The sequence below is a fragment of the Methylibium sp. genome, from assembly GCF_035762065.1.
Taxonomy (GTDB): Bacteria; Pseudomonadota; Gammaproteobacteria; order Burkholderiales; family Burkholderiaceae_C; genus Methylibium.
The window spans coordinates 29,778-56,432 of record NZ_DASTPW010000006.1 but is presented as its reverse complement, the minus strand read 5'-3'; the positions used below and the strand labels follow the sequence as shown (position 1 = coordinate 56,432).

Sequence of the window (26,655 nt, the reverse complement as noted above, 5' to 3'; positions counted from 1 at the left end):
TGCCTTCGAGGAACGCGCGCAGCCGCGCCTGTGCCTCGGGCGTGTTCGACGCGACCGCGGCCATCAGGCTTTCGGTGAACAGCCCTTCGGAGGGCGACTGCTCGACGATGCGCGGCAGGGCCTGCATCACCGCGAACGCCGTCATCGGCGCGTTGTTCGCGATGCGGTTCGCGAGCGCGACGGCCTTCGCGACGCCCTCGCCTTCCCCGACGAGGTAGGAGACGACGCCGAAGCGCTCGCCGTCGCGCGCGTCGAAGACGCGGCCGGTGAGCATCATGTCGGTCATGCGCGCGGTGCCCATCAGCCGCGGCACGCGCACCGAGCCGCCGCCGCCGACGAAGATGCCGCGCTGCCCTTCGGGCAGGCCGAAGTAGGCCGAGCTTTCGGCCACGCGCAGGTGGCAGGCCGCGGCCAGCTCGAGCCCGCCGCCGACCACCGCGCCATGCAGCACCGCGATCACCGGCACGCGGCCGTACTGGATCGCATCGAAGCAGGCGTGCCAGCCGCGCGAGTGCTGCACCGCGCCGAGGACATCGCGCTCGACCAGTTCGGACAGATCGAGCCCGGCACAGAAGTGCTCGCCCGCGCCGCTGACGATCACCGCGCGCATCGCATCGGGCAGGTTGACGAAGGCGGTGTGGATCTGCGCGATCAGCGCGTCGGAGATCGCGTTGCGCTTGGCCGGGCGGTTCAGGCGCAGGTGCAGCACCTGGCCGCTTTGCGTGATCTCCAGGAGATCGAGCGTGGCGAGCACGCCGGCGGCGGGGCGGAAGGCGTCGGTACTCATCGTTCGGCGACCTTGATTTGATTCGTTGTATGAATTACATCGTGGGAAGCCTGATGATGCGGCGCTTCCATGAGGCTGGCAAGTTTCGTGGGAGCACCGGCGCCGGCAGCCATCGTCCGCGTTGCCCTACTTGATTCACCTGTTGAATAATCGGCTTCGTCGAACGCCACACCGGAGCCCCATGCCTGCGTTCATCCCCTACGGCCTTTACTGGTCCACGCCGTTCGCGAAGTGGCAGGGCTCGCTCGCGAACATGAACGCGCTGCGGCTGGCGGCGATCACCGGCCGCGCCGCGCTCGAGGCGCGGCACATGCCGATGGACCGGATCGATCTCGCGATCCTCGGCCACACCAATCCGCAGCGGGGCAGCTTCTACGGCCCGCCCTACGTCACCGGGCTGATGGCATCGACGCGGTGGCCGGGCCCACCGTGCAGCAGGCCTGCGCCACATCGACGCGCGCGCTGCAGATGGCCGCGCAGGAAGTTGCCGGCGGCACCGCGAACTGCGCGCTGCTGGTGATGTGCGACCGGCAGAGCAACGGCCCGGTCCTCCACCACCCGGACCCGACCGCCCCCGGCGGCTACGGCGTCACCGAGCACTGGGTGCCCGACAACATGGCCGGCGATCCCTACGCCGGCGAATCGATGCTCGTCACCGGCGAGAACGTCGCGCGGCGCTACGGCATCGGCACCGTCGAGCAGCATGAGCTCAAGCTGCTGCGCTTCCAGCAGTACCAGGCCGCGCTCGCCGACGACCGCGCCTTCCAGCGCCGCTACATGGTCGATGCGCCGATCTTCGACAGCCGCTTTCGCAGGCAGCTCGGCACGCTGGCCGCCGACGAAGGCGTGTTCCCCACCACCGCCGAAGGGCTCGCCAGGCTGAAGCCGGTGCGCGAAGGCGGCACGATCACCTTCGGCGGCCAGACGCACCCGGCCGACGGCAACGCCGGCGCGATCGTCACCACGCGCGAGCACGCCCGCGAGCTTGCGCTCGATGCCGGCATCGAGGTCGAGCTGCTGGGCTTCGGCCAGGCCCGCGTCGAGAAGGCGCACATGCCGATGGCGCCGGCGCCGGCCGCAATGAAGGCGCTCGCGCACGCGCGGCTTGGCATCGCGCAGGTCGATGCGCTCAAGACCCACAACCCGTTCGCGGTCAACGACATCGCGCTCGCGCAGGCCATCGGCTTCGCATGGCAGCGGATGAACCACTACGGCAGCAGCATCGTCTGGGGCCATCCGCAGGGCCCCACCGGCCTGCGCGCGGTGATCGAGCTGATCGAGGAACTGGCGCTGCGCGGCGGCGGCGTCGGCCTGTTCACCGGTTGCGCCGCGGGCGACACCGGCGCCGCGCTCGTGCTGCGCGTCGCCGACCGGCGCCCGGCCTGACACCGGTGTCGCGAGGACTTCCATGAAGGTCATCACCGCCGATCAGGTCGGCCCGCTGGTGCCCGACGAGGCGACCCTCTTCCTCGGCGGCCTCGCCGTCACGAGCCTCCCCGAAGAAGTCCTGCAAGGCCTCGAACGCCATTTCCTCGCGACCGGCCATCCGCGCAGCCTGTCCACCTGGGCCTGCGGCGCGGTCGGCAACTCGGGCGACGCGGGCATGAAGCACTTCGCGCACCCCGGGATGATCAAGCGCGTGGTCGCGGGCCACTTCGGGCGGACGGGCAAGGAGATGATGAAGATGGTCACCGCGGGCGGGCTCGAAATGGCGATCGGCGGCGGGCAGCTGAAGATCGTCAAGGAAGGCCGCAAGCCGAAGTTCGTCGAGCAGGTCGAGCAGATCACCTTCAACGGCCGCGACGCGGCCGAGCGGCGCCAGAACGTCACCTTCGTCACCGAACGCGCGGTGTTCAAGCTGCGCCCCGACGGGCTGGAGCTGGTCGAAGTCGCACCCGGCATCGACATCGCGCGCGACGTGCTTGCGCACATGGCCTTCGAGCCGCTGATGCGCGACGTGCAGCGCATGGACGCAGGCATCTTCAGCGAGCGCTGGGGCGGACTGGCGAAGCGATGGACCGAGCCGCACTGAAGCGCTCGGCGGTCGAGCCCGCCGGCCCTTCGACGCCCGTAGGCGAGTTGCGCGAAGCCGGGCTGCACGCGCTGCTCGGCTACCAGATCGCGCAGGCCAAGATCGCGACCGACGCGGTGTTCGACCGCAGCGTCGGCACGCCGCACGAGCTGCGGCCGGTCGAGTACACGATGCTCGCGCTGATCGCGGCCAACGCGGGCGCTTCGCCGAGCCGCATCGCGACCGCGCTCGCGCTGAACAAGCCGAACGTGACGCTGTGGCTCGGCCGCCTCGAAGCGCGCCGGCTGATTGAACGCCGGCCCAGCGCGCAGGACGGGCGCTCGATCGAGCTGACCGTCACCGCCGCCGGCGCGCGGCTCGCGGCCGAGGGCACGGCCGCGCTGGTCGAAGCCGAGCGCCTGGCCTTCGACCGCCTGAGCGCGGCCGAGCGAGCGATGCTGGCGGAGCTGCTGCACAAGTTGGCGGCGCGGCGCTGAGCCGCGGGCGCCGCGACGGCGCGGCTCAAGTTGCCCGCCGCGCGGCCGAAAGCGACGGCATGGAAACGGCAGACGCAGCAGGCCGCGGCAAGGCGCTTCGTCGAATGCGCCCTCGACGCGGCTTCACCTTGATCGAGACGATGCTGGTGGTCGCGTTGATCGGCGTGCTGCTCGCGATCGCGCTGCCGGCCTACGACAGCTGGCGCACCCGCACGCGTACCGCGCAGGCCGTCACCGACATCGCGGCGATCGCCACACGCCTCTCGCTGCACTGGCAGGACGCGCGCAGCTACCCGGCCTCGCTCGCCGAGATCGGCATGGCCGGCACCCTCGATCCTTGGGGCAACCCCTATCAGTACCTGAACCTGCAGACGCTGCGCGGCAACGGCCATGCGCGCAAGGACCACTCGCTGGTGCCGATCAACACCGACTTCGACCTCTACAGCATGGGACCCGACGGGCGCAGCGTCGGCCCGCTGACCGCGCGGGCGAGCCGCGACGACATCGTGCGCGCCAACGACGGCCGCTTCATCGGACTCGCCTCCGACTACTGACGTGGCCGCCTCGCGCGCTCGTGCCCCCGGGCGGCTCGGCCGGCGCATCGCCGCGCAATTCCTGCTGGCCGCGAGCCTGCCGGCCGCGGTGCTCGGCGTGCTGGCCTACGGCAGCCTGCGCGCGCAGACGCAGGAGCAGCAGCAGCGCCGGCTCGAACACGAGATCGGCGCCGACGCACTGCGCGTGTTCGACCGGCTCGTCGCCGCGCGCGCGGCCTTGCGGCTGCTGGCCGCGCGCGGCGAGCAACCGGCGGCGCTGCCGCCCGGCAGCCTGTTCACCGCGATCTCGCTCGACGATCCGCATGCCGCCGCCTTGCCGGCCGAGCCCGAGGCCCGCACGCTGCTCGCCTGGTGGCGCAGCGCGCCGCGACCGCCCGGCACGTCGCTGCACTGGAAGGCCGGCGGCGACGCGGCGACCGTCGTGCTGGTGCTGCACCAGGCCGGCGGCAACCGCAGCTGGCTCGCGCAGGTCGATGCGCGCTTCCTCTGGGCCGACGTGTTCGAGGCCTTCGACGGCGGCACCGCCTGCGTGCGCGACGCCGGGCATGCGGCGCTGCATTGCGCGCAAGGCGCGCCGGCGGCGCCCGCGGCCGAGCCCGCCGCCGGGCTGCTGCACGCGAGCAAGCCGCTGTTCCTCGAGCACGAGTTCGGCGCGGGCGACTGGCGCTTCGAAGCCTCGCGGCCGCGCGGCGCCGACGCGCTGGCCGGCCTGCCGCTGGGCAGCTTGGTGGCCAAGGTGGTGCTCGCGCTGCTGCTGCTCGTCGCGGTGCTGAGCCTCGCGCAGGTGCGCCGCACGATGGATCCGCTGCGGCGGCTGGTGGCGGTGACGCGCCGGCTCGCGCGCCAGGACTACGCCGCGCGCGTCGCGCTCAGCGGCGACGACGAGTTCCGCGAGCTCGGCGAGTCCTTCAACGACATGGCCACGCAGATGCAGGTGCATGTGCGCGAGCTGCAGATGCTCTCTTCGATGGACCGCGAGATCCTGGACGCCGCCGATGCCGACCGCCTGCTCGAGCGCGCGCTCGAACTGCTGGGCGAGCTGGCGCCGGGCGCGACGGTCGCGATCGTCGTGGTCGATGCGGCGGACCGGGGCCGCCCGCGGCTGCAGTGGCGATCGGCGGCGGGTGGGGCCGGCGGCACGACGATCGACGACGACGCCGCGCGCAGCTTGACTGCGCTCGCCGATGCCGGCGCCTGGCTCGAGCCCGACGGCCCGCCGGCGCTGGCGGCGCGCCGGCTCGGGCTCGACGGCGCCGTGCTCTACCGCACCGCCGCCTCGGCGCACGGCCGCATCGAGGCCGCGGTGCTGGTGGGCGCGGCCGATCTCGCCCTGGATGCGCCCGCGTGGCGCGCGCGCATCGACGGCCTGGGCCGCCGCGTCGCGGTGGCGCTGTCCGCCGCGGCGCATGCGCGCCAGCTGATGCGCGAAGCGACGCACGACGCGCTCACCGGCCTGCGCAACCGCGCGGGCCTGCAGGCGGCGCTGCGGGTGGCGCTTGCCGACGAGCGGCCGTTCGCGCTGATGTTCGCGGACCTCGACCGCTTCAAGAGCGTCAACGACAGCCTTGGCCATCCGGCCGGCGACGCGCTGCTGCGCGTCGCGGCGCAGCGGCTGCTCGACGCGCTGCCGCCGGAGACCATCGTCGCGCGCCCGGGCGGCGACGAGTTCGTGCTGCTGCTCGACACCGGCCCGCAGGCGCGGCTGGCGCCCGAGGCGGCCGCGCGCGCGGTCTGCGCCTGCCTCGGCGAGGTCTTCGTCGTCGAGGGGCACGAGTTCGTGCTGGGCGCGAGCGTCGGCTGGTCGCTGCATCCGGCCGACGGCGATGACGCGAACACGCTGCTGCGCCGCGCCGACCTGGCGATGTACGCAGCCAAGGAAGCCGGCGGTGCGCGCACGCGGCGCTACGACGCGGCGCTCGAACGCGCGGCCGAAGAACGCGCCTGGATCGTCAACGAGCTGCCGATGGCGGTCGAGCGCGGCCAGCTCGTCGTGCACTACCAGCCGCGCGTCGATGCCAGGACCGGCCGGGCGCACGGCGCCGAGGCGCTGGTGCGCTGGCGGCACCCGAAGCACGGGCTGGTGTCGCCGGCCCGGTTCATCCCGGCCGCCGAGGAGACCGGCGCGATCCGAGCGATCGGCCGCTGGGTGCTCGACGAGGCCTGCCGGCAACTGGCCGCCTGGCGGCGCGAGGGCGTCGCGATCGAGCGGGTCTCCGTCAACCTCTCGGCGCGGCAGCTCGCCGAACCCACGCTGTTCGACGAGGTTCGCGCGGCGCTCGTGCGCCACCGCCTGGAAGGCGGGCGACTGGAGCTCGAAGTCACCGAAAGCATGCTGGTCGACGACGGCGGCACCGCCACCGCGACGCTCACGCGGCTGCGCGTGGCGGGCGTGCTGATCGCGCTCGACGACTTCGGCACCGGCTACTCGTCGATGAGCTACCTCGGGCGCATGCCGCTCGACGTGATGAAGATCGACCGCGCCTTCGTCCGCGACCTCGGCGACGGCGGCCCGGCCGACAGCGTCACGCGCGCGATCGTCGCGCTGGCGCAGTCGCTGCGGCTGCGCCTCGTGGCCGAGGGCGTCGAGACCGAGGCGCAGGCCGCGGCGCTGCGCGCGCTCGGCTGCGACGAGCTGCAAGGCTTCCTCTACGCGAAGCCGTTGAGCGCCGAGGACTATCCGCACGCCGCCTGCGTCGCGGCCGAAGCGGCCGTGCCGGCGGGCTGAGCCGGTTCGGCGCGGTCGGTGCGGTGTGGGTGCTACTTCGGCGCGACCGGCACCACCCGGCTGCCCGACGCGCGCACCACCATCACGTTGCCTTCGCTCACCGCCGCGTCGTCGATGCGCGCCGGCACCGCGTAGGCCTGGGCGTCGACGATCGGATTGATCGTGCCTTCGAGCACCGCGCGCGCGATCTCAGTCGCCTCGAAGCCGGCGATGCGCACCGCATCGACCGCGAGCCGCAGCTGCGAGCCCTGCGGCAGCAGCCGGCCGCGGAACTCGGCCGCGCCGAGGCCGGGCGCGACATAGCCGTTCATCATCGGCCGGCCGCTGACGACGATGCCGTCGCGCCCGGTGAAGCCCACCGCCGCGCCGTCGACCCAACCCTGGCTGCGCAGGAAGCCGGCCACGTCGCCGGCGCGCAGCCGCACCTCGACCTGTGCGTCGCCGATCGCGTCGACCCGGCGGCGCAGCGTGTCGATCTCGACCTGGCGCAGCGTCGCTTCGAAGCGGTCGAGCACCGGGTTGCCCGGCCGCGCAACGCGCTCGCCGACGAGCGCGACCCGCTCGATCTGGCTGCCGTCGGGAAAGGCGCCCTCGACCTTCGAGGTGTATCGCGCGGCCGGGCCGATCACCCGCGGCAGCTCGGCCGCGAGCAGCGCCTCGATCACGTCTTCGAGCCGCTTGCCCGGCTGCGCGAACGACGGCGCCGCGAGCGCCGCGAGCCAGGCGAGCACGCAGCGCCGCGGGGTCATCGCGGCGCCTTCGGGGCCGCAGGCAGCACGACGATGCCGTCCTCGTCGGCGCACAGCCAGTCGCCGGGCTGCACGCGCACGCCCTGCAGCACGACGGCCACGTCGCGCCGGCCCTCGTTGCGCTTGTCGGTGGGCAGCGGCATCAGGCCCAGCGCACGGATGCCGACCGCGGCCGCCGCCAGCTCGGCCGCATCGCGCACGCAGCCGTCGACGACGATGCCGGCCCAGCCGTGCTTCGCCGCCGCAGCCGCCAGGTTGCCGCCGACGAGCGCGCGGCGCAGCGAGCCGCCGCCGTCGACGACGAGCACGCGGCCCTGGCCGGGCTCGTCGAGCGCGGCCTTCACGAGGCTGTTGTCCTCGAAGCACTTCACGGTGCTGACGAGGCCGGCGAAGCGCACGACGCCGCCGAAGCTGGCGAAGCCCGGCGGCAGCACCCGGAAGGCGCCGCTGGTGTCGGCCTTGTGGGTGTCGCAGAGGTCGCAGGTGAGGAAGGGCGTGGTCATGGGCGCGGCTCCGCGAGCGGGCTACTTCGCCGCGTCCGAGGCCGGCTCGAAGCGCGAGGCGCGCATCAGCACTGCGCCGTCGGCGTCGTGAAGCGTCAGGAAGCCGTGCGGCGGCACGGTCGCGCGGGCCGCGCGTTCGAGCGCGGTGAGCACGCGATCCTCCTGCTCCATCAGCGCTTCGCTGCAGGCCTTGCGCGTCGTGGCGAGCCGGCCGATCGATAGCTTGTCGGCCGCCAGCGTGTAGCGGCCGCTGAAGTCGTTGCAGCTCGCCTGGCCGACGATCGTGCCGTCGGCGCGGAAATCGAGGCGCGCGCTGCGCCGGTCGGCCAGCGGCGCGCTGCGCGCCTGCTCGATGCGCCACGGGCCGAGCACCTGCGCGTCGGGCGGAACGCGCGGCGTCGCGGCGGGCGCCGCCGGCGCCGGTGCGACGGCGGCCGGCGCCGGGCCGGCGGCCGGCGGCGCCTTCGAGGCGCAGGCGGCCAGCCCGGCGGCGAGTAGAACGGCGAGGGCGATGCGGATCGATGCGGTCATGACTGCCTGGCTTGGTGGGGGATCGTTTCGGCCGCGGCGCGGATCGCGCCCAGCGTGGTGCGGGTGGTGATCACGTCGGTGTCGAGCTTCAGGTGGATCAGCGTCGGCTGCCGTGACGCCAGCGCGTCGGCGAAGGCGGGCTCGAATCCGGCGGTGCGCTCGACGGTCGCCGCGCGCCAGCCGTGCGCCCGTGCGAGCGCGGCGAAGTCGGGGTTGCGCAAGCCGCTGCCGCTGACGCGCCCGGGGTACTCCCGCTCCTGGTGCATGCGGATCGTGCCGTAGCTGGCGTTGTCGACGACGACGCTGACGAGCCGCCGCGCGCCGTGGCCGATCGCCGTCGCGAGCTCCTGGCCGGACATCAGGAAATCGCCGTCGCCGGCCCAGTTGATCACCGTGCGATGCGGCTGCAGCAGCGCCGCGGCGACGGCCGCCGGCAGGCCGTAGCCCATCGCGCCCGAGGTCGGCGCGAGCTGCGTGCGGCCGTGGTGCTGCAGGCCGGGATAGCGCAGGTAGCGGTGCAGCCAGCCGCTGTAGTTGCCGGCGCCGTTGGTGTAGATCGCGTCCGGCGGCGCGAGCTCCTGCATCGCCTTCACGACCACCGCCAGGTCCATCGGCTCGACGGGCGGCGCGACGAGGTTGGCCGCGCGGTCGGCACGGGCCGCGTCGGTCCAGGCGCGCCAGCGCACGTCGATCGGCGCGGCCAGCGCCTCCAGCGCCTTCGCAGCGCAGGCCATCGAGGCCTGCAGCAGCACGTCGGCGGCGTAGACGCGGCCCAGTTCCTCCGCGCCGGCGTGCAGGTGGATCAGCCGCTGCGCGGGCCGCGGCGCGTCGAGCAGCGTGTAGCCGCCGGTCGTCATCTCGCCGAGGCGGGGGCCGATGGCGAGGATCAGGTCGGCCTCGCGGACGCGCGTGGCGAGCTTGGGATCGATCCCGATGCCCACGTCGCCGGCATACAGCGGATGGCGGTTGTCGAACGTGTCCTGGAAGCGGAACGCGCAGCCGACCGGCAGCTGCCAGTTCTCGGCGAATCGCTGCAAGGCCGCGGCCGCCTCGGCGTCCCAGCCGCTGCCGCCGGCGATCACGAACGGCCGCTCGGCCGCCATCAGCATCGCGCGCACCTCGCGCAGCGCGCCGGGCGCCGGCCACGCGAGCGCGGGCGCGACGCGCGGCAGCACCGCGGCCGCGGTCGGCGTGCCCAGCATGTCCTCGGGCAGCACCAGCACCACCGGGCCGGGCCGCCCCTGCAGGGCGCACCGGAAGGCGCGCGCGAGGTACTCCGGCAGCCGATCCGCACTCGCGCATTCGCCGACCCACTTCGCCATGCCGAGCGTGCCTGGGCCGAACATCTGCCGATAGTCGAGCTCCTGGAAGGCTTCGCGGTCGCGCTGGGTGCTCGCGACCTGGCCGATGCACAGCACCATCGGCGTCGAGTCCTGGAAGGCGGTGTGCAGGCCGATCGCCGCGTTCGCCGCGCCGGGCGCGCGCGTCACCAGGCACACGCCGGGCCGCCCGCTCAGCTTGCCCTGCGCCTCCGCCATGAACGCCGCGCCGCCTTCGTGGCGGCAGGCGACGAAGCGGATGCGATCGCGGTGCTCGTGCAGGCCGTCGAGCACCGCCAGAAAGCTTTCGCCGGGCACGCCGAAGCAGGTGTCGATGCCCTGCTCGATCAGCGCCTCGACCAGCGCGTGGCCCGCGATACGCGGTGCGGTGGGGCGTTCGATCGGCGGCTTGGACGGCATGCCGCGCAATGTACCGAGCGCCTTGCTCCCCGATCAGGCCGCGAGCGGCGCGGCGCCGCGCATGCGGGCCACCCGCGAGCCCACCAGCGCCGCCGAGGCCACGCCCATCAGCAGCATCAGGCCGGCGCCATGGAAGACGCCGCTGGCGTGGCCCCGATCGAGCAGCGCGCCGAACACCGGCGAGGCCAGCGCGAAACCGATGTCGAGCCCCGAGTAGACGGTGCCGTAGACGCGCCCGGTCGCCCCCGGCGGCGAGGCGCGCTTGATCAGCATGTCGCGCGACGGCCCGGCCAGCCCGACGCCGAAGCCGCCGAGCACCACCAGCGCCGCGGCCGCCGCGCCCGGCAGCGCGCCGCTGCCCGCGACGAACAAGGCCACGGCCGCCGCGCTCATGGCGAGGCCGATGTTGCGTTCGAGCCGCGGGGAGCGCCCGACCAGGAAGCCGCCGACCACCATGCCCGCGGCGCCGCACAGCATGTAGCCCGTGACGACGAAGGCCGTCTGTGCGAGCGGCAGGCCGTACATCTCGTGCAGCGCCGGGCTCGCGAAGCTCTGGATCGCGCTGAGCGCCGCGGTGCTCCAGAAGAAGAACGCGAAGCACAGCCACACCGAGGCCAGTTTCAGGAAGGCAAGCGGATGCTCGGCGCGCGCGGCCGCCGGCGCGCCGGTCTTCGCTTCGTGCGCCCAGGTGCCGGCGCGGTCGTCGATCGCGTCGCGCTGGATGAACAGAACCACCAGCACCAGGCCCGCGTACGCCGCCGCGGCGAGGTAGGCGATCCGCCACGAGCCGGCCAGCGCGGCGATGCCGGCCAGGAACACCGGCGCCAGCGCCCAGCCGAGGTTGCCGCTGATGCCGTGCGCGGAGAAAGCGTGGCCCAGCCGCGGCGCGGAAACGCGCTTGTTGAGGATCGTGAAGTCGACCGGGTGGAACGGCGAGTTGCCGAGCCCGGCGAGCGCCGCCGCCAGCATCAGGCCGCCATAGCCCTGCGCCGAGGCGGCAGCCAGCGCCGCGCCGACGAAGCAGGCGAGCGCGAGGAAGAGGACGGGCCGCGCGCCGACGCGATCGACCAGGAAGCCGGCCAGCGCCTGGCCGATGCCCGAGATCACGAAGAAGGCCGTGACCAGCAGCCCGAGCTCGGAGTAGCTGAGCCCGAAGTCCCGGATGAACGCCGGGAACAGCGGCGGCAGCAGCATGTGGAAGAAGTGCGAAGTGCCGTGCGCGAGGCCGATCAGGCCGATCGTGCGCGCGTCCTGGCGCAAGGGCACGCCGGGCGCGGACGGCGCGGGCAAGTCGGCGGAAGCGGTGGTCGGCATGCCCTCGATGCTAGGTGGGGCGCGCCCGGCTTGCTTACGATAGCGAGACAGCTTCTGTCGAGATCATGCCAAGCCCCTCCTCCGTCGCCGCGGCGAGCGTCGGCCCGGTCACGCCGCATCTGTTCGAGCCCACGCCGGCACGTCCGCTGCGCGCGAAGCACACGCTGCACGAGGCGCACACGCGTGTGGTGCCACACCGTCACCCGTGGGCGCAGCTCGCGTGGTCGGCGACCGGCGTGATGCGCATCACCGCCGGCCGCGGCACCTACCTCGTGCCGCCGTCGCGGGCGGTGTGGATCCCGCCGGGCATCGAGCACGCGGTCACTGTTGTCGAATCGGCCGAGATGCGCACGCTCTACCTGCACCAGCCGGGCGGGCGCTGCGGGCCGGGCAAGCCGAAAGCGAAGTCGCGGAGCCAGGTCGACGCCGATTGGCAGCGTTGCCGTGTGCTCGAGGTCTCGGAGCTGCTGCGCGCGCTGATGCTGGCGCTGCCGCACGCGCCCGACGGCGGCATGCCGCCGAGCGAGGCCGAGCTGCAGCGCGAGAAGCTGATCGCGCCGCTGCTGGCCGACGAGCTTCGGCGCGCCGCGCCGGTGCCGCTGGGCGTCGCGCTGCCCGACGACCGCCGCCTGCGCACGCTGTGCGAAACGGTGCTCGACGACCCGACCCGCCACGTCACCCTCAGCGACTGGGTGCGCGACGTCGGCGCGAGCGAACGCACCGTCGCCCGCCTGTTCCGCGAGCAGCTCGGCACCAGCTTTGGCCAATGGCGCCAGCAGGTGCTGCTGGCGCGCGCACTGACGCTCGCCGCGCGCAAGACGCCGATGGGCGAGATCGCCGCGGAGCTGGGCTATGCGAGCCCGAGCGCGTTCAGCGCGATGGTGAGGCGCACGTTCGGCGCGCCGCCGAGCAGCCTGTTCGGTTCGGCTCGAGGCGCACTCGTCGGCAACGCGCTCGGTGCGAAGGCGGCGGCCAGCGGCGCCACGTGACCGGGCGGGGCAACGATGACGCCGTCGCGCCGAAGGCGGTGCTGCAATCGCGCATGCCGGCACGGTCGAATCACACCGCCGGCTTGAGCCTGCGGCCCGCCGCCGGACAATCGCAGGACGAAAAAGGCAAGCGATGAGCCAACAGATCCTCTACGACTTCACCAAGCAGGACGCCGCCGGCGTGGCCTGCACCGCACAGGCCTGGGCCAAGGCGCCCGCGCCGCTCACGCCGGCGTCACGCGCCGGGCTGAAGGCGCGCGCGAAGGCGTTGCTCGCGCAACGCGATGCCGTCCTCGTCGCGCATTACTACGTCGACGGCGACCTGCAGGATCTGGCGCTCGAGACCGGCGGCTGCGTCAGCGATTCGCTGGAGATGGCGCGCTTCGGGCGCGACCACGCGGCACGGACGCTGGTGGTCGCCGGCGTGCGCTTCATGGGTGAGAGCGCCAAGATCCTGTCGCCCGAAAAGACGGTGCTGATGCCCGACCTCGACGCGACCTGCTCGCTCGACCTGGGCTGTCCGCCCGACGCGTTCGCGGCGTTCTGCGACGCGCACCCTGACCGCACCGTGGTGGTCTACGCGAACACCAGCGCCGCGGTGAAGGCGCGGGCCGACTGGATGGTGACGAGCTCCTGCGCCATCGCGATCGTCGAGCACCTGCGCGCGCGCGGCGAAAAGATCCTGTGGGCGCCGGACCGCCACCTCGGCCGCTACATCGCCGACCACTCGGGCGCCGACATGCTGATGTGGCAGGGCGAATGCATCGTGCACGACGAATTCAAGGGCATCGAGCTCGAGTTGATGAAACGCGAACACCCCGATGCGCTGGTGCTCGTGCATCCCGAATCGCCGCGCAGCGTGGTCGACCTGGCCGACGTCGTGGGCTCCACCTCGCAGCTGCTGAACGCGGTGGTGAAGAGCGACAAGTCCACCTTCATCGTCGCGACCGACAACGGCATCCTGCACCGCATGCGTCAGCTGGCACCGGGCAAGACGCTGCTCGAAGCACCGACCGCGGGGAACAGCGCCACCTGCAAGAGCTGCGCGCATTGCCCGTGGATGGCGATGAACGGCTTGCAGGGGCTGGTCGATTGCCTGGAACGGCAGGCGCCGCAGATCACCGTGCCCGAGCCGACGCGTAGCCAAGCGCTGGGCTGCATCGAGCGGATGCTCGACTTCGTCAAGGCGAACCCGGCGGCGATCAGCCAGCCGGCGCGCGGCTTCGTGCCAAACATCGGGGCCGCGTGATGCTCGCCTTCGACATCAACGAGACGCTGGAACAGGCGCGCGAACGCAATGTGCGCGACGCGCTGATGGAAGACCTCGGCCGCGCCGACTGGACCGGCCGCCTCGTGCCCGCAGGCCGGCGCGTCGCGGCCCGCGTGCTGGTGCGCGAAGACGCGGTACTGTGCGGACGCGACTGGTTCGAGGCCTGCCTTCATGCGCTGGATGCCGAAGCGAAGCTGCGTTGGCACTACGACGAAGGCGCGGCGATGCGCGCGGCGACGCCGGTCGTCGAGATCGAAGCCGAGGCCCGCGCGCTGCTCGCGGCCGAGCGCCCCGCGCTCAACTTCCTGCAGCTGCTGTCGGCCACCGCGACGCTGACGCGCCGGCACGTCGACGCGATCGCCGGTGCCTCCGCGAACCCTCGCGGCTGCGCGATCCTCGATACCCGCAAGACGCTGCCCGGCCTGCGACAGGCGCAGAAGTACGCGGTGCGTGTCGGCGGCGGCCAGAACCAGCGGCTCGCGCTGTGGCACGGCATCCTGATCAAGGAAAACCACATCGCGGCGGCCGGCGGCATCGCGCAGGTGCTGCGCGCGGCGCGCGAGCTGAACGCCGGCGTGGACATCCAGATCGAGGTCGAGTCGATCGCGCAGTTGCGCGAGGCGCTCGATCACGGCGCGACGAGCGTGCTGCTCGACAACTTCGATCTCGCGCGCATGCGCGAGGCCGTGGCGCTGACGGCGGGCCGCGCGCTGCTCGAAGTTTCGGGTGGCGTCGCGCTCGACCAGGTGCGCGGGATCGCCGCCACCGGCGTCGATCGCATCTCGATCGGCGGGCTCACGAAGGACGTGAAGGCGACCGACTTCTCCATGCGCGTGCTCGCGGGCTGAACTGCATCACGAACTGCCCGCGAAAGCGGTGCTGATCCCGCTTCAGCGCGCAGGCGCCCGCGCCGATAGTGCCTGGATGAGCGCCGACTTCACGTCCATCCACAACTACTACGAACGCGCCGTCTTCGAGGCGGTCGTCGCCAGCGCCGCCGGCTATCCCGGCGTCCACGAAGACAAGTGGCCCGACGTCGCCTGCGTCGCGCTCAACCGCCTGCCCACGCGCTACATCCGCCACGAAGTCGATCTGGCCTTCTACCTGACCGACAAGGAACGCGCCGCGCTCGACGCGGCGGTGACGGAGAGCGTGGCTTACGCCTTCGAGTTCGTGCAGGCGAGGACGGCGATGCGGGCGAGGTAAGGCTTGCCGAGATCGCACGAGGTGCGGATTAGCTCACGCCGGCGATGCGGCTGCAGGAGCCGCATCGGCAAGGAGCTTGAGTAGATTGCACGGCTTCGCCTCTTCCGAGGTTTTCCACTTCGAACTGAACATGCCCATCGCACGCCTACTTCCGAGCATCGTCGCGCTATCACTTGCAGGCTGCGCCGGCAAACCGCCGGCCGCCGATGCGGCAGCCACCACCAGCCCCACACCCAGCTCGACCGAGCGAGCCGTCAAGTCGCGGGATGGCAAGTTCGACGGTGTCGTTACGGGTACGCCGATGCCGAACAGCAAGTTCGCCAAGCTGCAGATCGGGATGTCGATGAGCGATGTGCAGAACGTACTGGACCGCACCCCCGATCGATCGCATACCTATGAATCGGGCAAGCGCTGGATCCCGTTCTACTTCGGCAACGATGCGCGCCGCATGCAGGTGCATTACAAGGGCGAGGGCTGCCTGATCTTCGCCGACGGCAACATTTGGGGCGGCGCCGGCGGTGATCTGATTCGCATCGACCACGATGCGAGCGGCGCCTGCTACCAGCCCTGACAAGACTCACGCCGCCCAGGGCGGCGCCTTGCGCTTCGGCTTCCTCGTCAGGATCGTCGGAAAGCTCACCGGCAATGTCGCCGGGAAGTCGCGGCTCGAATGCAGGCCGCGGCTTTCGTGGCGGCTGAGCGCGCTGCGCACGATGAGCTCGGCGCAATCGACGAGGTTGCGCAGTTCCAGCAGGTCGCGGCTCACGCGGAAGTTCGCGTAGTAGTCGTCGATCTCGCTGCGCAGCAGCTTGATGCGGTGCAAGGCGCGCTCGAGCCGCTTGGTCGTGCGCACGATGCCGACGTAGTTCCACATCAGCAGCCGCAGCTCGTCCCAGTTGTGGCTGATGACCACCTGCTCGTCGGCGTTCTCGACCTGGCTCTCGTCCCATGCCGGCAGCACCGGCACCCGCACCTCGCCTTGCGAAAGGATGTGCTCGGCGCAGCTCTTGCCGAGCACCACGCATTCGAGCAGCGAGTTGCTCGCCAGCCGGTTCGCGCCGTGTAGCCCGGTGTAGGTGGTCTCGCCGACCGCATAGAGGCCCGGCAGGTCGCAGCGGCCATGCAGGTCGGTGACGACGCCGCCGCAGGTGTAGTGCGCGGCCGGCACGACGGGGATCGGCTGCTTCGCGATGTCGATGCCGAGCGCGAGGCAGCGCGCATGCACCGTGGGGAAGTGCTCCTTCAGGAACGCTTCGCCGAGATGCGTCGCGTCGAGCCACACGTGATCGAGGCCGTGCTTCTTCATCTCGAAGTCGATCGCGCGGGCGACGATGTCGCGCGGCGCCAGTTCGAGGCGTTCGTCGTGCGCGGCCATGAAGCGCTCGCCGCTCGACCCGTTGGCCTCCGGCAGCTTCAGTTGCGCGCCTTCGCCGCGCAGCGCTTCGGTGATGAGGAAGCTGCGCTCCTGCGGGTGGTACAGGCACGTCGGGTGGAACTGGATGAATTCCATGTTGCCGACCCGGCAGCCGGCGCGGTAGGCCATCGCGATGCCGTCGCCGGTCGCGGTGTCGGGATTGCTCGTGTAGCGGTAGACCTTGCCGACGCCGCCGGTCGCGAGCACGACCGCGGTGGCGGCCAGCGCCTCGACGCGCTTGCCGTCGATGTCGAGCGCGTAGACGCCGTGGCAGCGCGGCTCGCCGTCGCCTTTCAGGTGCCGCTGGGTGATGAGGTCCAGCGCCATCCAGCGCTCGCGCAGCGCGATGTTCGGGTGACGCTTCACCTCGACGAGCAGCGCCTCGTGGATCGCGCGGCCGGTCGCGTCGGCGGCATGCGCGATGCGCCGCACGGCGTGGCCGCCCTCGCGCGTCAGGTGCAGGCCCATCGGGCCGCTCGGGTCGGGCGAGAACGGCACGCCGCGCGCGACCAGCCATTCGATGGCCTCGGCGCTGCGCTTCGCGATGTAGCGCGCGGTGTCTTCGTCAACGAGTCCGGCACCGGCTTCCTGCGTGTCGCGGACGTGGCTTTCGATGCTGTCATCGCTGCCGAGCACGCCGACGATGCCGCCTTGCGCCCAGGCCGTCGCGCCTTCGTGCATGCCGCGCTTGGCGAGCACGACGACCGGATGGCGGTCGGCCAGATGCAGCGCGACGGTCAGGCCGGCGAGGCCGGCACCGACGACCACGACCGGATGCGGCGGCAACACGGACTTCGACGACGGCATGGGGCGCTCCGGGCTGCAGTGGGCGGCGATTCTAGAAGTGCATCCGCCGCGGCGGCTCCCGCGACAATCCGCGCCCTGATGACGAAGACCGCCGCCGACGTCCGCCTCGACAAATGGCTGTGGGCCGCGCGCTTCTACAAGACGCGCGCGCTGGCGGCCGAGGCCATCGAGCGGACGCGCGTGGAGGTCAACGGCCAGGTCGCCAAAGCTTCTCGCCCGGTGCGCCCCGGCGACCGCGTCCGGCTGCGCCAGCCCGGTGGCGTCGAGCGGGTGCTCGACGTGCTGGCGATCTCGGCGGTGCGCGGCCCGGCGCCCGTGGCGCAGGCGCTCTACGCCGAAACGCCGGAGAGCCTCGCCGCCCGCGAAGCTCGCGCCCGCCAAGCCCGGCTCGCCCCCGAGCCGGCCGCGACGCTGGAACACGGCCGGCCCAGCAAGCGCGACCGCCGCAAGCTGGCCGACTGGCAACGCTGGAGCGCCAGCCTGGAGCCGGACGGTTGACCGACCTGCCGCGATCGCGCCGTCGGGCGAATCTCCCTCTTGAAATCGCGGACACGGGCCCAAGGTCCGATCGCACCGGCGCCAAGCGCGCGGTCATGCTTTCCGCGGTCCCTGGCGGCTGCGCCCCAACGAAGACGACCCTCACGATGGAAAAACCCGCGTCCGACGAAGACCAGGTGCTCAAGACCCTGGCCACCACCACCGGGGCCGGCGGCCTCGACGAAGTCCCGTCGTCCGATGCCGCCCCGACCGGCGCCGAGCAAAGCGCCGAGGAGCGGCTGGTCGCGCTCGAAGCGCGGCACGCCGAACTGTCCGACGCCTACCTGCGCGCCAAGGCCGAGGTCGAGAACACCCGCCGCCGCTCCGACGAGGAGATGAGCAAGACGCGCAAGTTCGCGATCGAGTCCTTCTGCGAAAGCCTGCTGCCGGTGAAGGACAGCCTCGAGGCGGCGCTTGCGATCGCCAACGCTCAGCCGGAGCAGCTGCGCGAAGGCACGCACGCGACGCTGCGCCAGCTGGCCAGCGCCTTCGAGCGGCACAAGGTCGTCGAGATCGCGCCGCCGGCCGGCACCCGCTTCGATCCGCACCAGCACCAGGCCATCACGATGGTGCCCGGCGCCGAAGGCCAGGAGCCCAACACCATCGTCGCGGTGCTTCAGAAGGGCTACCTCATCGCCGAGCGCGTGCTGCGCCCGGCGCTCGTCACCGTGGTCGCGCCGAAGTAGCGCGCGCACTCGTTTCCTCATTGAACCCGCGGAAGTTGTCCACAACTTCCACCGCATCCGACATCGCCCAGGAGCACATCAACATGGCCAAGATCATCGGCATCGACCTCGGGACCACGAACTCGTGCGTCGCCATCATGGAAGGCAACACCACCCGCGTGATCGAGAACAGCGAAGGTGCGCGCACCACGCCGTCGATCATTGCCTACCAGGAAGACGGCGAGGTGCTGGTCGGCGCGAGTGCCAAGCGTCAGGCGGTCACGAACCCGCGCAACACGCTGTACGCGGTGAAGCGCCTGATCGGCCGCAAGTTCACCGAGAAGGAAGTGCAGAAGGACATCGACCTGATGCCCTACACCATCGCCGCGGCCGACAACGGCGACGCGTGGGTCGAGGTGCGCGGCAAGAAGTTCGCGCCGCCGCAGGTGTCGGCCGAGGTGCTGCGCAAGATGAAGAAGACCGCCGAGGACTACCTCGGCGAGCCGGTCACCGAGGCGGTGATCACCGTGCCCGCGTACTTCAACGACGCGCAGCGCCAGGCCACGAAGGACGCCGGCCGCATCGCGGGCCTGGACGTGAAGCGGATCATCAACGAGCCGACCGCCGCGGCGCTCGCCTTCGGCCTCGACAAGAACGAGAAGGGCGACCGCAAGATCGCCGTCTACGACCTGGGCGGCGGCACCTTCGACGTCTCGATCATCGAGATCGCCGACGTCGAAGGCGAGAAGCAGTTCGAGGTGCTCTCGACCAACGGCGACACCTTCCTCGGCGGCGAGGACTTCGACCAGCGCATCATCGACTTCATCATCGCGGAGTTCAAGAAGGACCAGGGCGTCGATCTCAGCAAGGACGTGCTCGCGCTGCAGCGCCTGAAGGAAGCGGCCGAGAAGGCCAAGATCGAGCTGTCGAACAGCGCGCAGACCGACATCAACCTGCCATACATCACGGCCGACGCCACCGGCCCGAAGCACCTCAACATCAAGCTCACGCGCGCGAAGCTCGAAGCGCTGGTCGAGGACCTGATCGAGCGGACCATCGCGCCGTGCCGCACGGCGATCAAGGACGCGGGCGTGTCGGTCAGCGACATCCACGACGTGATCCTGGTCGGCGGCATGACGCGCATGCCGAAGGTGCAGGAGAAGGTCAAGGAGTTCTTCGCGCAGGAGCCGCGCAAGGACGTGAACCCCGACGAGGCCGTGGCCGTCGGCGCCGCCATCCAGGGCCAGGTGCTCGCGGGCGACCGCAAGGACGTGCTGTTGCTCGACGTGACGCCCTTGTCGCTGGGCATCGAGACGCTCGGCGGCGTGATGACCAAGATGATCACCAAGAACACCACGATCCCGACCAAGTTCTCGCAGGTGTTCAGCACGGCCGACGACAACCAGCCGGCCGTGACGATCAAGGTCTACCAGGGCGAGCGCGAGCTGGCCACCGGCAACAAGATGCTCGGCGAGTTCAACCTCGAAGGCATCGCGCCGGCGCCGCGCGGCATGCCGCAGATCGAGGTGAGCTTCGACATCGACGCGAACGGCATCCTGCACGTCGGCGCGAAGGACAAGGGCACCGGCAAGGAGAACAAGATCACCATCAAGGCGAACTCGGGCCTCAGCGAGGACGAGATCCAGAAGATGGTGAAGGACGCCGAGCTCAATGCCGCCGAGGACAAGCGCAAGATCGAGCTGGTCACCGCGCGCAACCAGGCCGACGCGATGGTCCACTCGGTGAAGAAGAGCCTCGCCGAGCACGGCGACAAGCTCGACGCCGACGAGAAGACCAAGATCGAAGCCGCGCTGAAGGACGCCGAGACCGCGCTGAAGAGCGAGGACAAGGCCGACATCGAAGCCAAGACCGAGGCGCTGATGGCCGCGAGCCAGAAGCTGGGCGAGAAGGTCTACGCCGACGTGCAGGCGGCGCAGGCCGCGGCCGGTGCGGCGGCCGGTGGCGACGCGGCGTCCCAGCCGCAGCCTTCGGCGGCGAAGCCGGCCAGCGACGACAACGTCGTCGACGCCGACTTCAAGGAAGTCAAGGACCAGAAGCAGGGTTGATGACGATCCCGACCTGACCCGACGATCCACCCCCGCGAGGCCTTAGAAGCCCGCGGGGGTTTCGTGTCTGACGAAGGCTGTTCATGGCGAAGCGCGATTACTACGAAATCCTCGGCGTGGCGAAGAACGCCAGCGAGGAAGACATCAAGAAGGCCTACCGCAAGCTGGCCATGAAGCACCACCCCGACCGCAACCAGGGCGAGGGCGCGAAGAAGGCCGAGGAAGCATTCAAGGAGGCCAAGGAGGCCTACGAGATGCTGTCCGACTCGAACAAGCGGGCCGCGTACGACCACTACGGCCATGCCGGCGTCGACCCGAACATGGGCGCGCGCGGCGGCCCGGGGGCCGAAGGCTTCGGCGGCTTCGCCGAAGCCTTCGGCGACATCTTCGGCGACATCTTCAACCAGGGCGGCGCGCGCCGCGGCGGCGCGCAGGTCTACCGCGGCAACGATCTCTCGTACTCGATGGAGATCACGCTCGAGGAGGCGGCGCGCGGCAAGGACACGCAGATCCGTATCCCGAGCTGGGACGACTGCAAGACCTGCAACGGCTCCGGCGCGAAGGCCGGCACCAGCGCGAAGACCTGCCCCACCTGCAACGGCTCGGGCCAGGTGCACATGCGCCAGGGCTTCTTCAGCATCCAGCAGACCTGCCCGAACTGCCGCGGCACCGGCAAGGTGATCCCCGAGCCCTGCCCTGCCTGCAGCGGCGCCGGCCGCATCAAGAACCAGAAGACGCTCGAGGTGAAGATCCCCGCCGGCATCAACGAGGGCATGCGCATCCGCTCGGCCGGCAACGGCGAGCCGGGCACCAACGGCGGGCCGGCGGGCGACCTCTACATCGAGATCCGCATCAAGTCGCACGAGATCTTCGAGCGCGACGGCGACGACCTGCACTGCACGATCCCCGTGCCGATGACCACCGCCGCGCTCGGCGGCGCGATCGGCGTGCCCACGCTCGGCGGCTCGGCGGAAATCGAACTGCCCGAGGGCACCCAGCACGGCAAGACCTTCCGCCTGCGCGGCAAGGGCATCAAGGGCCTGCGTTCGAGCTACCCCGGCGATCTCTACTGCCACATCGCGGTCGAGACGCCGATCAAGCTGACCGAGCACCAGCGCAAGCTGATGAAGGAGCTCGACGACAGCTTCAAGAAGGGCGGCGACCGCCACTCACCGAACACGAAGAGCTGGGCCGACCGGGTCAAGGACCTCTTCAAGTAGCGAGCGCGCGGATCGCTGCATCCGCTTCGGGGTCGCCGCCGTAAGTCGGACGAGCGGCCCGCGCATACCGCGCGGCGCCGCGCCGGCGACTCCGATGACCCTGCCCCCTGCCCTGCTCCTGCGATCGCTGCTGCGCCACGGCGCGCGGCGCCTGGTGCTGCTGGCCGTGATCGCGAGCCTGCCGCTGGTCGCGCTGGAGGCCGGCCTCGGCGGCGTGCTCGGGGTCGCGCGGCATGTGCATGCGCCCGCGGGCGCGGCAGCTCTCGACGAAGCGCGGCTGATGGCCGGCTGGCAGGACGCTCGCCGCATCGTGCCCGGCGATCGGCGCGCGGCGTCGCTGCACGCCGGCGAGGACCCCGAGCACGACCACGGCGCCGGGCCGCATCGCCACGCCGGCGACGACGCCGGCGTGATCGCCCTCGACGACGGCGAAGCCGCCACCGGCTCCGGCGCCGCGGGCGCGCTCGCGGTCGACGCGGTCGTCGGCGTGCATCCCGGCGCGGCCGAAGCGGCGCGGCGCTGGCCGGCGACGGCAGTGGCCGGCTTCGCGTCGCGCAGCCTGCCGGCGATCGAGCGACCGCCCCGGGCCTGAGACGCGCTGGCTGCCGCCAGCCTGCGTCGCCCCGCCCTGCTCGCGGCCGCTGCGTCGTGGCGCGCTTCGCGCCTCGAAGACGCGGCCCCGGGCAGGCCGGCTGTTCCCTCGGCCGCCGAACGGCGGCCCCGACCGGTCCCCAGCCGCCATGCATCGCTCATCCAGCCGCGCCAGCCGCGGCCGTCCGCGCGTTCCCGTGCGCAGCAGCTGCGCCGCACTGCTCGGCACGGCCGCCTGCGCCTTCGCGCAAACGCCGCCGGCCCCCGAAGCCGCCGTCATCGCGCAGACGCTGCCGGCCGTGCAGGTCACCGGCAGCCGCGACGACAAGCTCGATCTTTCGCCGCGCAGCGAAGCCCTGCCCGCGCCGGTGCAGGTGCTCGATGCCGAGCGCATCGAGCGGCTCAACCTGCGCTCCTACAGCGACCTCTACCGCGCGATCCCCGGCGTGCAGTCGGTGAACTTCGGCCAGGGCGACATCGGCTCGCCCTTCGTGATGCGCGGCTTCGGCAACGGATCGCACGGCATCGCCACCGGCTTCTTCATCGACGGCGTGCCGCAGAACATCCCCTCGGGCGGCATCGGCGGGCACGGCACGTCCGAATACAACTGGCTGACGCCCGAGATGATCGAGCGCGTCGAAGTCGTCAAGGGCCCGTTCTCGGCCCTTTATGGCGACCAGGCGCTGGCCGGCGTCGTGAACATCGTGACGCGCCGCTGCGCGCCGGCGTCGAGCGTGAGTCTGGAGGCCGGCCGCTATGGCCTCGGCCGCGTCGCCGGCGTGCATTGCCGGCAGCCGGGCGAGCCCGACGGCGTGCAGACCTTCGCCGCCGGCGAGGCCTACCACTCCGACGGCTGGCGCGACCGCTCGCGGTACGACCGCTACAGCCTGCTCGCGAAAGCGACGCTGCCGCTCGGCGCGAGCCTGGTCAGCCTGCGCGCCAACGCCTACCGCGCCGACTACGACGTGCCCGGCTACCTCGACTTCGATGCGGTCAAGGCCGGCCGGGTCGACCCGCGCTCGACGCCGTACCGAAGCGACGGCGGCGACAACGCGCGCTACGGCCTGGTCGCGAGCTGGCAGCCGCGCACCGGCGACGCCGGCTGGTCCGGCACCGCCTACGTCGATGCCTTCGACCGCGTCCGCTACAGCAGCTTCAACGCCGCGATGCCCATGCTGCAGACCGAGCAGTTCGACAAGCGCACCGTCTTCGGCGGCCGGCTGCACTACCACGCGCCGCTCGGCGAGCGCGTCGCCGTCACGCTGGGCGTCGACACGCGCCAGGACCGCGGCGACATCGGCAACTTCGCGACCGTCGCGCGCAGCCGCACCGGCGCCGTCAACAGCGACTACGGGCTGGCCATCGCGAGCTACGGCGCCTTCGTGCAGGCGCAGTGGAAGCCGATCGACGCGCTCAAGCTCGTCGGCGGCTGGCGGCTCGACAGCTTCCACCAGGCGATCGACAACCGCCGCCGTCCCGAACGCTCGGGCTCGGGCTCGCAGCACCTCGGCTCGCCGCGCTTTGGCGCGGCTTACGAAGTAAGCAAGGCGCTGACGGTCTACGCGAACGCCGGCGAAGGCTTCCGCTCGCTCGGCGCGGCCGAGCTGTCGCCGTCCGGCGCGGTCGGCGCAGCGAACTTCGACTTCGCCATTCCGACCGGCACGACGCGCGACCTCGGCTTGAACGCGAAGCTCGGGCCGGTGCGCGTCAACGCCAACGTCTACCGCACCGAGATCCGCAGCGAGCTGCGCCAGGACCCGCCGGGCAGCGGCCTCCTCGTCAACATCGGCGACAGCCGGCGCGACGGCTTCGAGCTCGATGCGCGCTGGAGCGTCAACGAGTCGCTCGTCGTCTACGGCTCGTGGGCGCACGTGAAGGCGCGGGTCGCCAACCCGCTGGTCGCGGGGCAGACGAAGCTCGCCAACGTGGCGCCCGATCTCTACGGCGCCGGCCTCGAAAGCGCGATGCCGTATCGAGGCGGCCGGCTGCTGTTCGACCTGTCCTACCTGCACTCCGCGCCCGAGCCCTACTACGTCGGCACGAGCGAGCGCGAGACCGACCCCTGGGAGCTGGTCAACGCGCGGCTCAGCTTCGAGCAGGGCCGCAGCGCCTACACGGGCTACCTGATCTGGCAGCCGCGCGAATTCGGCTCCGACCAGGCCGGCACCAGCTTCAACCCGAAACCGCGGCTCGAGTTCGGCGCGGTATTCAAGTACAGCTTCCTGTGAAGGCGAAGGAGACGGCGATGCTCGAAGCACGAGGACTGCACAAGCGCTACGCCGAGGCGGTGGCGCTGCATCCGCTCGACCTGAAGGTCGAGCCGGGCGAGATCTTCGCGCTGCTCGGCGCGAACGGCGCCGGCAAGACGACGACCATCCATCTGTTCATGGGCTTCGTCGAGCCCAGCGGCGGGCAGGCGCTGGTGGGCGGCGTCGAGGTCGCGCGCGACCCGCTTGCCGCCAAGCGCCGCGTCGCCTACATCCCCGAGAACGTGATGCTCTACGGCGCACTCAGCGGCCTGGAGAACCTCGCCTACTTCGCGACGCTCGCGCTCGGCCGCCGGCCCGGCGACGCCGAGCTCGCGCAGTGGCTCGACCAGGCAGGCCTCGCACGCGGCCGCGGCGCCGAGCGCGTCGCCGGCTACTCGAAGGGCATGCGGCAGAAGGTCGGCATCGCGATCGCGCTCGCCAAGGGCGCGCAGGCGCTGCTGCTCGACGAGCCCACCTCGGGGCTCGACCCGAAGGCGGCCAACGAGTTCTCGCGGCTCCTGCAGCAGCTCAAGGCACAAGGCGTCGCGATCCTGATGGCGACGCACGACCTCTTCCTCGCGAAGCAGGCGGCCGATCGCGTCGGGATCATGCGGCGCGGGCGGCTGCTGAAGACGATGGCGACCGCCGAGCTGGATCACGTCGACCTCGAGCGCGTCTACCTCGAGCTGCAGGCCGAGGACGACGAGGCGGAGGTGGCGGCATGAGCACCCGAGTTCGTCTGCCGAGCGACCGGCTCGCCGCGACGGCGGTGGCGTCCTCGCCGGCCAAGCCCGCGTCCGCGGTGCTGACGGTCGCCCGCGCCGAATGGACCGCGATGCGGCGCGACCGCCGCTTCGGCTGGGCGCTCGGCCTGCTGCTCGCGCTGCTCGCGGTCGGCGCGCTGCTCGGTTGGCAGCGCGCGCTGCAGGTCGAGGCCGAGCACACCGCCGCGCGCGAGGCGAGCTACGCGCAGTGGCTCGACCAGGGCGACAAGAACCCGCACGGCGCAGCCCACTTCGGCCAGTACGCCTTCAAGCCGCCGAGCGCGCTGGCCTTCGTCGATCCGGGCGTCGCGCCCTACGTCGGCGTGACGACCTGGATGGAGGCGCACAAGCGCAACGACTTCCGCTTCCGCCCGGCGCGCGACGCGACCGCGCTGCAGCGCTTCGGCGACCTGAGCGTCGGCTTCGTGCTGCAGGTGCTCGCGCCGCTGCTGGTGGTGCTGCTCGGCTTCCCGGCTTTCAGCGGCGAACGCGAGCGCGGCACCTTGAAGCTGCTGCTCGGCCAGGGCGTGCGCGCGCGCGACCTGCTGCTGGGCAAGGCGCTCGCGCTGGCCGGGCTGCTCGCGGTGGTGCTGCTGCCGCTGGCCGTGATCGGCATGGGCGCGGCACTCGCCTGGCCCGACGAGCATGCCGCGCCGCGCGGCGACCTGCTTGCACGCGCGGCGGGCCTCGGCGCCGGCTACCTCGTCTACCTGCTCGGCTTCGTCGCGCTGACGCTCGCGGTGTCGGCGCGCGCGGCGTCGTCGCGGCAGGCGCTGGTGCTGCTGCTGGCGTTCTGGGTGCTCAATGCCTTCGTCGCGCCGCGGCTGGCCGGCGACATCGCGCGCAGCGTCTTCCCGTCGCCTTCGGCGGCGGCGTTCCAGTCGCAGGTCGCCGCCGAGATCCGCGCGAGCTTCAGCGGCCACGACGAAGCGCATCCGGGCTTCCAGGCCTTCAAGAAGAAGCTGCTCGACGAGCACGGCGTCGACCGGCTCGAAGAGCTGCCGCAGAACTTCCGCGGCCTGGCGCTGCAGCAAGGCGAGGAGAACGGCTACCGCGTGTTCGACAAGCACCACGCGGCGCTCGCGGCGACCGAGCAGCGCCAGCGCACGCTGGCCGTGGTGCTGGGCGCCGCGCTGCCGCGCCTGGCGTTGCAGCCGGCGTCGATGGGCTTCGCCGCGAGCGACGGCGCGCACCAGCGCCATTTCGCCGACGCCGCCGAGGGCTATCGGCGCGTCATCCAGAAGGCGATGAACGACGACATCGCCAACTTCAGCCGCTACGGCGATGCCAACTACAAGGCCGGCCGTGCGCTGTGGCAGCAGGTGCCGCCGTTCGCCTACGCGCCGCCGCCGGCCGCCTGGGCCTGGGCCCGGCAGGCACAGCCGCTCGCGGCGCTGGGACTGTGGGCGCTGCTGTGCGGCGTGTTCGCGCTGCGGGCGGCGGACCGCCTGCGCGCGGTCTGACCGA

26 protein-coding genes are annotated in these 26,655 nt (G+C 71.9%); 19 read left to right on the top strand and 7 right to left on the bottom strand.

The features are described 5' to 3' along the window. Window positions 1-787, bottom strand: a 787-nt coding sequence (locus VFR90_RS02875; RefSeq protein ID WP_326404487.1) for a crotonase/enoyl-CoA hydratase family protein, incomplete at its 3' end; no start/stop codon positions are given. Window positions 788-968: 181 nt separating this feature from the next. Here VFR90_RS02875 and VFR90_RS02870 point away from each other — a divergent pair. From VFR90_RS02870 to VFR90_RS02845, 6 genes are all read left to right on the top strand, one after another. Next, the gene (locus tag VFR90_RS02870) at window positions 969-1,307 is read left to right on the top strand and encodes a hypothetical protein (RefSeq protein ID WP_326404489.1); all 339 of its coding nucleotides are present in this window, start codon (window positions 969-971) and stop codon (window positions 1,305-1,307) included. Next, window positions 1,193-2,173 carry a thiolase family protein gene (locus VFR90_RS02865; protein WP_326404488.1) on the top strand — a complete coding sequence of 327 codons (981 nt, stop codon included), beginning with the start codon at window positions 1,193-1,195 and terminating at the stop codon, window positions 2,171-2,173. Before VFR90_RS02870 ends, VFR90_RS02865 begins: the two co-directional genes overlap by 115 nt. A 22-nt stretch (window positions 2,174-2,195) precedes the next feature. Further along, a complete protein-coding gene (locus VFR90_RS02860) occupies window positions 2,196-2,819 on the top strand; it encodes a hypothetical protein (RefSeq protein ID WP_326404486.1) in 624 nt (207 codons plus the stop codon). Then, on the top strand, window positions 2,801-3,295 hold the full coding sequence (locus tag VFR90_RS02855) for a MarR family winged helix-turn-helix transcriptional regulator (RefSeq protein ID WP_326404485.1): 495 nt from the start codon (window positions 2,801-2,803) through the stop codon (window positions 3,293-3,295). The genes VFR90_RS02860 and VFR90_RS02855 overlap by 19 nt, the downstream gene beginning before the upstream one ends. Before the next feature lie 104 nt (window positions 3,296-3,399). Next, the gene (locus VFR90_RS02850) at window positions 3,400-3,849 is read left to right on the top strand and encodes a prepilin-type N-terminal cleavage/methylation domain-containing protein (protein ID WP_326404483.1); all 450 of its coding nucleotides are present in this window, start codon (window positions 3,400-3,402) and stop codon (window positions 3,847-3,849) included. Window position 3,850: 1 nt separating this feature from the next. Further along, on the top strand, window positions 3,851-6,574 hold the full coding sequence (locus VFR90_RS02845; RefSeq protein WP_326404482.1) for a putative bifunctional diguanylate cyclase/phosphodiesterase: 2,724 nt from the start codon (window positions 3,851-3,853) through the stop codon (window positions 6,572-6,574). Window positions 6,575-6,606: 32 nt separating this feature from the next. On the opposite strand, the gene VFR90_RS02840 is transcribed toward VFR90_RS02845, so the two are convergent. From VFR90_RS02840 to VFR90_RS02820, 5 genes are read right to left on the bottom strand one after another with little or no spacing between them, the layout of a single operon-like run. Beyond that, window positions 6,607-7,323, bottom strand: a complete 717-nt coding sequence (locus VFR90_RS02840) for a hypothetical protein (protein ID WP_326404481.1) — start codon at window positions 7,321-7,323, stop codon at window positions 6,607-6,609. Beyond that, entirely contained in the window at window positions 7,320-7,826 is a 507-nt protein-coding gene (gene rraA / locus VFR90_RS02835) for a ribonuclease E activity regulator RraA (protein ID WP_326404480.1), read from the bottom strand. The genes VFR90_RS02840 and rraA overlap by 4 nt, the downstream gene beginning before the upstream one ends. A gap of 21 nt (window positions 7,827-7,847) precedes the next feature. Beyond that, window positions 7,848-8,357, bottom strand: coding sequence for an META domain-containing protein (locus tag VFR90_RS02830; protein ID WP_326404479.1), 510 nt, complete (start codon window positions 8,355-8,357; stop codon window positions 7,848-7,850). Continuing rightward, window positions 8,354-10,096: a thiamine pyrophosphate-dependent enzyme gene (locus VFR90_RS02825; RefSeq protein ID WP_326404478.1), complete on the bottom strand. Its 1,743-nt coding sequence runs from the start codon at window positions 10,094-10,096 to the stop codon at window positions 8,354-8,356. Before VFR90_RS02825 ends, VFR90_RS02830 begins: the two co-directional genes overlap by 4 nt. 33 nt (window positions 10,097-10,129) lie before the next feature. Next, the gene (locus VFR90_RS02820; RefSeq protein ID WP_326404476.1) at window positions 10,130-11,410 is read right to left on the bottom strand and encodes an MFS transporter; all 1,281 of its coding nucleotides are present in this window, start codon (window positions 11,408-11,410) and stop codon (window positions 10,130-10,132) included. A 65-nt stretch (window positions 11,411-11,475) separates the two neighbouring features. On the opposite strand from VFR90_RS02820, the gene VFR90_RS02815 reads away from it, so the two are divergent. From VFR90_RS02815 to VFR90_RS02795, 5 genes are all read left to right on the top strand, one after another. Beyond that, window positions 11,476-12,399: an AraC family transcriptional regulator gene (locus tag VFR90_RS02815; protein WP_326404475.1), complete on the top strand. Its 924-nt coding sequence runs from the start codon at window positions 11,476-11,478 to the stop codon at window positions 12,397-12,399. Between the two features lie 133 nt (window positions 12,400-12,532). Beyond that, window positions 12,533-13,648 (top strand): quinolinate synthase NadA, encoded by a 1,116-nt coding sequence (gene nadA / locus VFR90_RS02810; RefSeq protein WP_326404474.1) that lies wholly within the window; start codon window positions 12,533-12,535, stop codon window positions 13,646-13,648. After that, the gene (gene nadC, locus VFR90_RS02805; RefSeq protein WP_326404473.1) at window positions 13,648-14,517 is read left to right on the top strand and encodes a carboxylating nicotinate-nucleotide diphosphorylase; all 870 of its coding nucleotides are present in this window, start codon (window positions 13,648-13,650) and stop codon (window positions 14,515-14,517) included. The genes nadA and nadC overlap by 1 nt, the downstream gene beginning before the upstream one ends. A gap of 76 nt (window positions 14,518-14,593) precedes the next feature. Continuing rightward, complete coding sequence (locus VFR90_RS02800; RefSeq protein ID WP_326404472.1) at window positions 14,594-14,875, top strand: late competence development ComFB family protein; 282 nt, start codon at window positions 14,594-14,596, stop codon at window positions 14,873-14,875. Between the two features lie 85 nt (window positions 14,876-14,960). Beyond that, a complete protein-coding gene (locus VFR90_RS02795; RefSeq protein ID WP_326404471.1) occupies window positions 14,961-15,446 on the top strand; it encodes a hypothetical protein in 486 nt (161 codons plus the stop codon). 6 nt (window positions 15,447-15,452) lie between these two features. Here VFR90_RS02795 and nadB read toward each other — a convergent pair whose 3' ends face one another. Further along, on the bottom strand, window positions 15,453-17,096 hold the full coding sequence (gene nadB, locus VFR90_RS02790) for an L-aspartate oxidase (RefSeq protein WP_326404470.1): 1,644 nt from the start codon (window positions 17,094-17,096) through the stop codon (window positions 15,453-15,455). A 78-nt stretch (window positions 17,097-17,174) separates the two neighbouring features. Between nadB and hslR the strand changes: the two genes are divergently transcribed. The 8 genes from hslR (at window position 17,175) to VFR90_RS02750 (ending at window position 26,651) form a co-directional block, all read left to right on the top strand. After that, window positions 17,175-17,594: an Hsp15 family ribosome-associated heat shock protein gene (gene hslR, locus VFR90_RS02785; protein WP_326404469.1), complete on the top strand. Its 420-nt coding sequence runs from the start codon at window positions 17,175-17,177 to the stop codon at window positions 17,592-17,594. 146 nt (window positions 17,595-17,740) lie between these two features. After that, window positions 17,741-18,319, top strand: a complete 579-nt coding sequence (grpE, locus tag VFR90_RS02780) for a nucleotide exchange factor GrpE (protein WP_326404467.1) — start codon at window positions 17,741-17,743, stop codon at window positions 18,317-18,319. Between the two features lie 83 nt (window positions 18,320-18,402). Further along, window positions 18,403-20,364, top strand: a complete 1,962-nt coding sequence (gene dnaK / locus VFR90_RS02775; RefSeq protein WP_326404466.1) for a molecular chaperone DnaK — start codon at window positions 18,403-18,405, stop codon at window positions 20,362-20,364. 83 nt (window positions 20,365-20,447) lie between these two features. Then, window positions 20,448-21,584: a molecular chaperone DnaJ gene (gene dnaJ / locus VFR90_RS02770; protein ID WP_326404465.1), complete on the top strand. Its 1,137-nt coding sequence runs from the start codon at window positions 20,448-20,450 to the stop codon at window positions 21,582-21,584. 94 nt (window positions 21,585-21,678) lie between these two features. Then, the gene (locus VFR90_RS02765; protein WP_326404464.1) at window positions 21,679-22,176 is read left to right on the top strand and encodes a hypothetical protein; all 498 of its coding nucleotides are present in this window, start codon (window positions 21,679-21,681) and stop codon (window positions 22,174-22,176) included. Window positions 22,177-22,372: 196 nt separating this feature from the next. Then, window positions 22,373-24,403, top strand: a complete 2,031-nt coding sequence (locus VFR90_RS02760) for a TonB-dependent receptor (RefSeq protein ID WP_326404462.1) — start codon at window positions 22,373-22,375, stop codon at window positions 24,401-24,403. A 17-nt stretch (window positions 24,404-24,420) separates the two neighbouring features. Then, complete coding sequence (locus tag VFR90_RS02755; protein WP_326404461.1) at window positions 24,421-25,149, top strand: ABC transporter ATP-binding protein; 729 nt, start codon at window positions 24,421-24,423, stop codon at window positions 25,147-25,149. Further along, a complete protein-coding gene (locus VFR90_RS02750; protein WP_326404460.1) occupies window positions 25,146-26,651 on the top strand; it encodes a DUF3526 domain-containing protein in 1,506 nt (501 codons plus the stop codon). The genes VFR90_RS02755 and VFR90_RS02750 overlap by 4 nt, the downstream gene beginning before the upstream one ends. Window positions 26,652-26,655 lie beyond the last annotated feature (4 nt).

What these genes read in the sequence shown, in the direction of transcription:
- VFR90_RS02870 (WP_326404489.1), top strand. Translation starts at nt 969, where the DNA reads ATGCCTGCGTTCATCCCCTACGGCCTTTACTGGTCCACGCCGTTCGCG.
- VFR90_RS02860 (WP_326404486.1), top strand. Translation starts at nt 2,196, where the DNA reads ATGAAGGTCATCACCGCCGATCAGGTCGGCCCGCTGGTGCCCGACGAG.
- VFR90_RS02855 (WP_326404485.1), top strand. Translation starts at nt 2,801, where the DNA reads ATGGACCGAGCCGCACTGAAGCGCTCGGCGGTCGAGCCCGCCGGCCCT.
- VFR90_RS02850 (WP_326404483.1), top strand. Translation starts at nt 3,400, where the DNA reads ATGCGCCCTCGACGCGGCTTCACCTTGATCGAGACGATGCTGGTGGTC.
- VFR90_RS02840 (WP_326404481.1), bottom strand. Translation starts at nt 7,323, where the DNA reads ATGACCCCGCGGCGCTGCGTGCTCGCCTGGCTCGCGGCGCTCGCGGCG.
- rraA (WP_326404480.1), bottom strand. Translation starts at nt 7,826, where the DNA reads ATGACCACGCCCTTCCTCACCTGCGACCTCTGCGACACCCACAAGGCC.
- VFR90_RS02830 (WP_326404479.1), bottom strand. Translation starts at nt 8,357, where the DNA reads ATGACCGCATCGATCCGCATCGCCCTCGCCGTTCTACTCGCCGCCGGG.
- VFR90_RS02825 (WP_326404478.1), bottom strand. Translation starts at nt 10,096, where the DNA reads ATGCCGTCCAAGCCGCCGATCGAACGCCCCACCGCACCGCGTATCGCG.
- VFR90_RS02820 (WP_326404476.1), bottom strand. Translation starts at nt 11,410, where the DNA reads ATGCCGACCACCGCTTCCGCCGACTTGCCCGCGCCGTCCGCGCCCGGC.
- VFR90_RS02815 (WP_326404475.1), top strand. Translation starts at nt 11,476, where the DNA reads ATGCCAAGCCCCTCCTCCGTCGCCGCGGCGAGCGTCGGCCCGGTCACG.
- nadA (WP_326404474.1), top strand. Translation starts at nt 12,533, where the DNA reads ATGAGCCAACAGATCCTCTACGACTTCACCAAGCAGGACGCCGCCGGC.
- nadC (WP_326404473.1), top strand. Translation starts at nt 13,648, where the DNA reads ATGCTCGCCTTCGACATCAACGAGACGCTGGAACAGGCGCGCGAACGC.
- VFR90_RS02800 (WP_326404472.1), top strand. Translation starts at nt 14,594, where the DNA reads ATGAGCGCCGACTTCACGTCCATCCACAACTACTACGAACGCGCCGTC.
- nadB (WP_326404470.1), bottom strand. Translation starts at nt 17,096, where the DNA reads ATGCCGTCGTCGAAGTCCGTGTTGCCGCCGCATCCGGTCGTGGTCGTC.
- hslR (WP_326404469.1), top strand. Translation starts at nt 17,175, where the DNA reads ATGACGAAGACCGCCGCCGACGTCCGCCTCGACAAATGGCTGTGGGCC.
- grpE (WP_326404467.1), top strand. Translation starts at nt 17,741, where the DNA reads ATGGAAAAACCCGCGTCCGACGAAGACCAGGTGCTCAAGACCCTGGCC.
- dnaK (WP_326404466.1), top strand. Translation starts at nt 18,403, where the DNA reads ATGGCCAAGATCATCGGCATCGACCTCGGGACCACGAACTCGTGCGTC.
- dnaJ (WP_326404465.1), top strand. Translation starts at nt 20,448, where the DNA reads ATGGCGAAGCGCGATTACTACGAAATCCTCGGCGTGGCGAAGAACGCC.
- VFR90_RS02765 (WP_326404464.1), top strand. Translation starts at nt 21,679, where the DNA reads ATGACCCTGCCCCCTGCCCTGCTCCTGCGATCGCTGCTGCGCCACGGC.
- VFR90_RS02755 (WP_326404461.1), top strand. Translation starts at nt 24,421, where the DNA reads ATGCTCGAAGCACGAGGACTGCACAAGCGCTACGCCGAGGCGGTGGCG.
- VFR90_RS02750 (WP_326404460.1), top strand. Translation starts at nt 25,146, where the DNA reads ATGAGCACCCGAGTTCGTCTGCCGAGCGACCGGCTCGCCGCGACGGCG.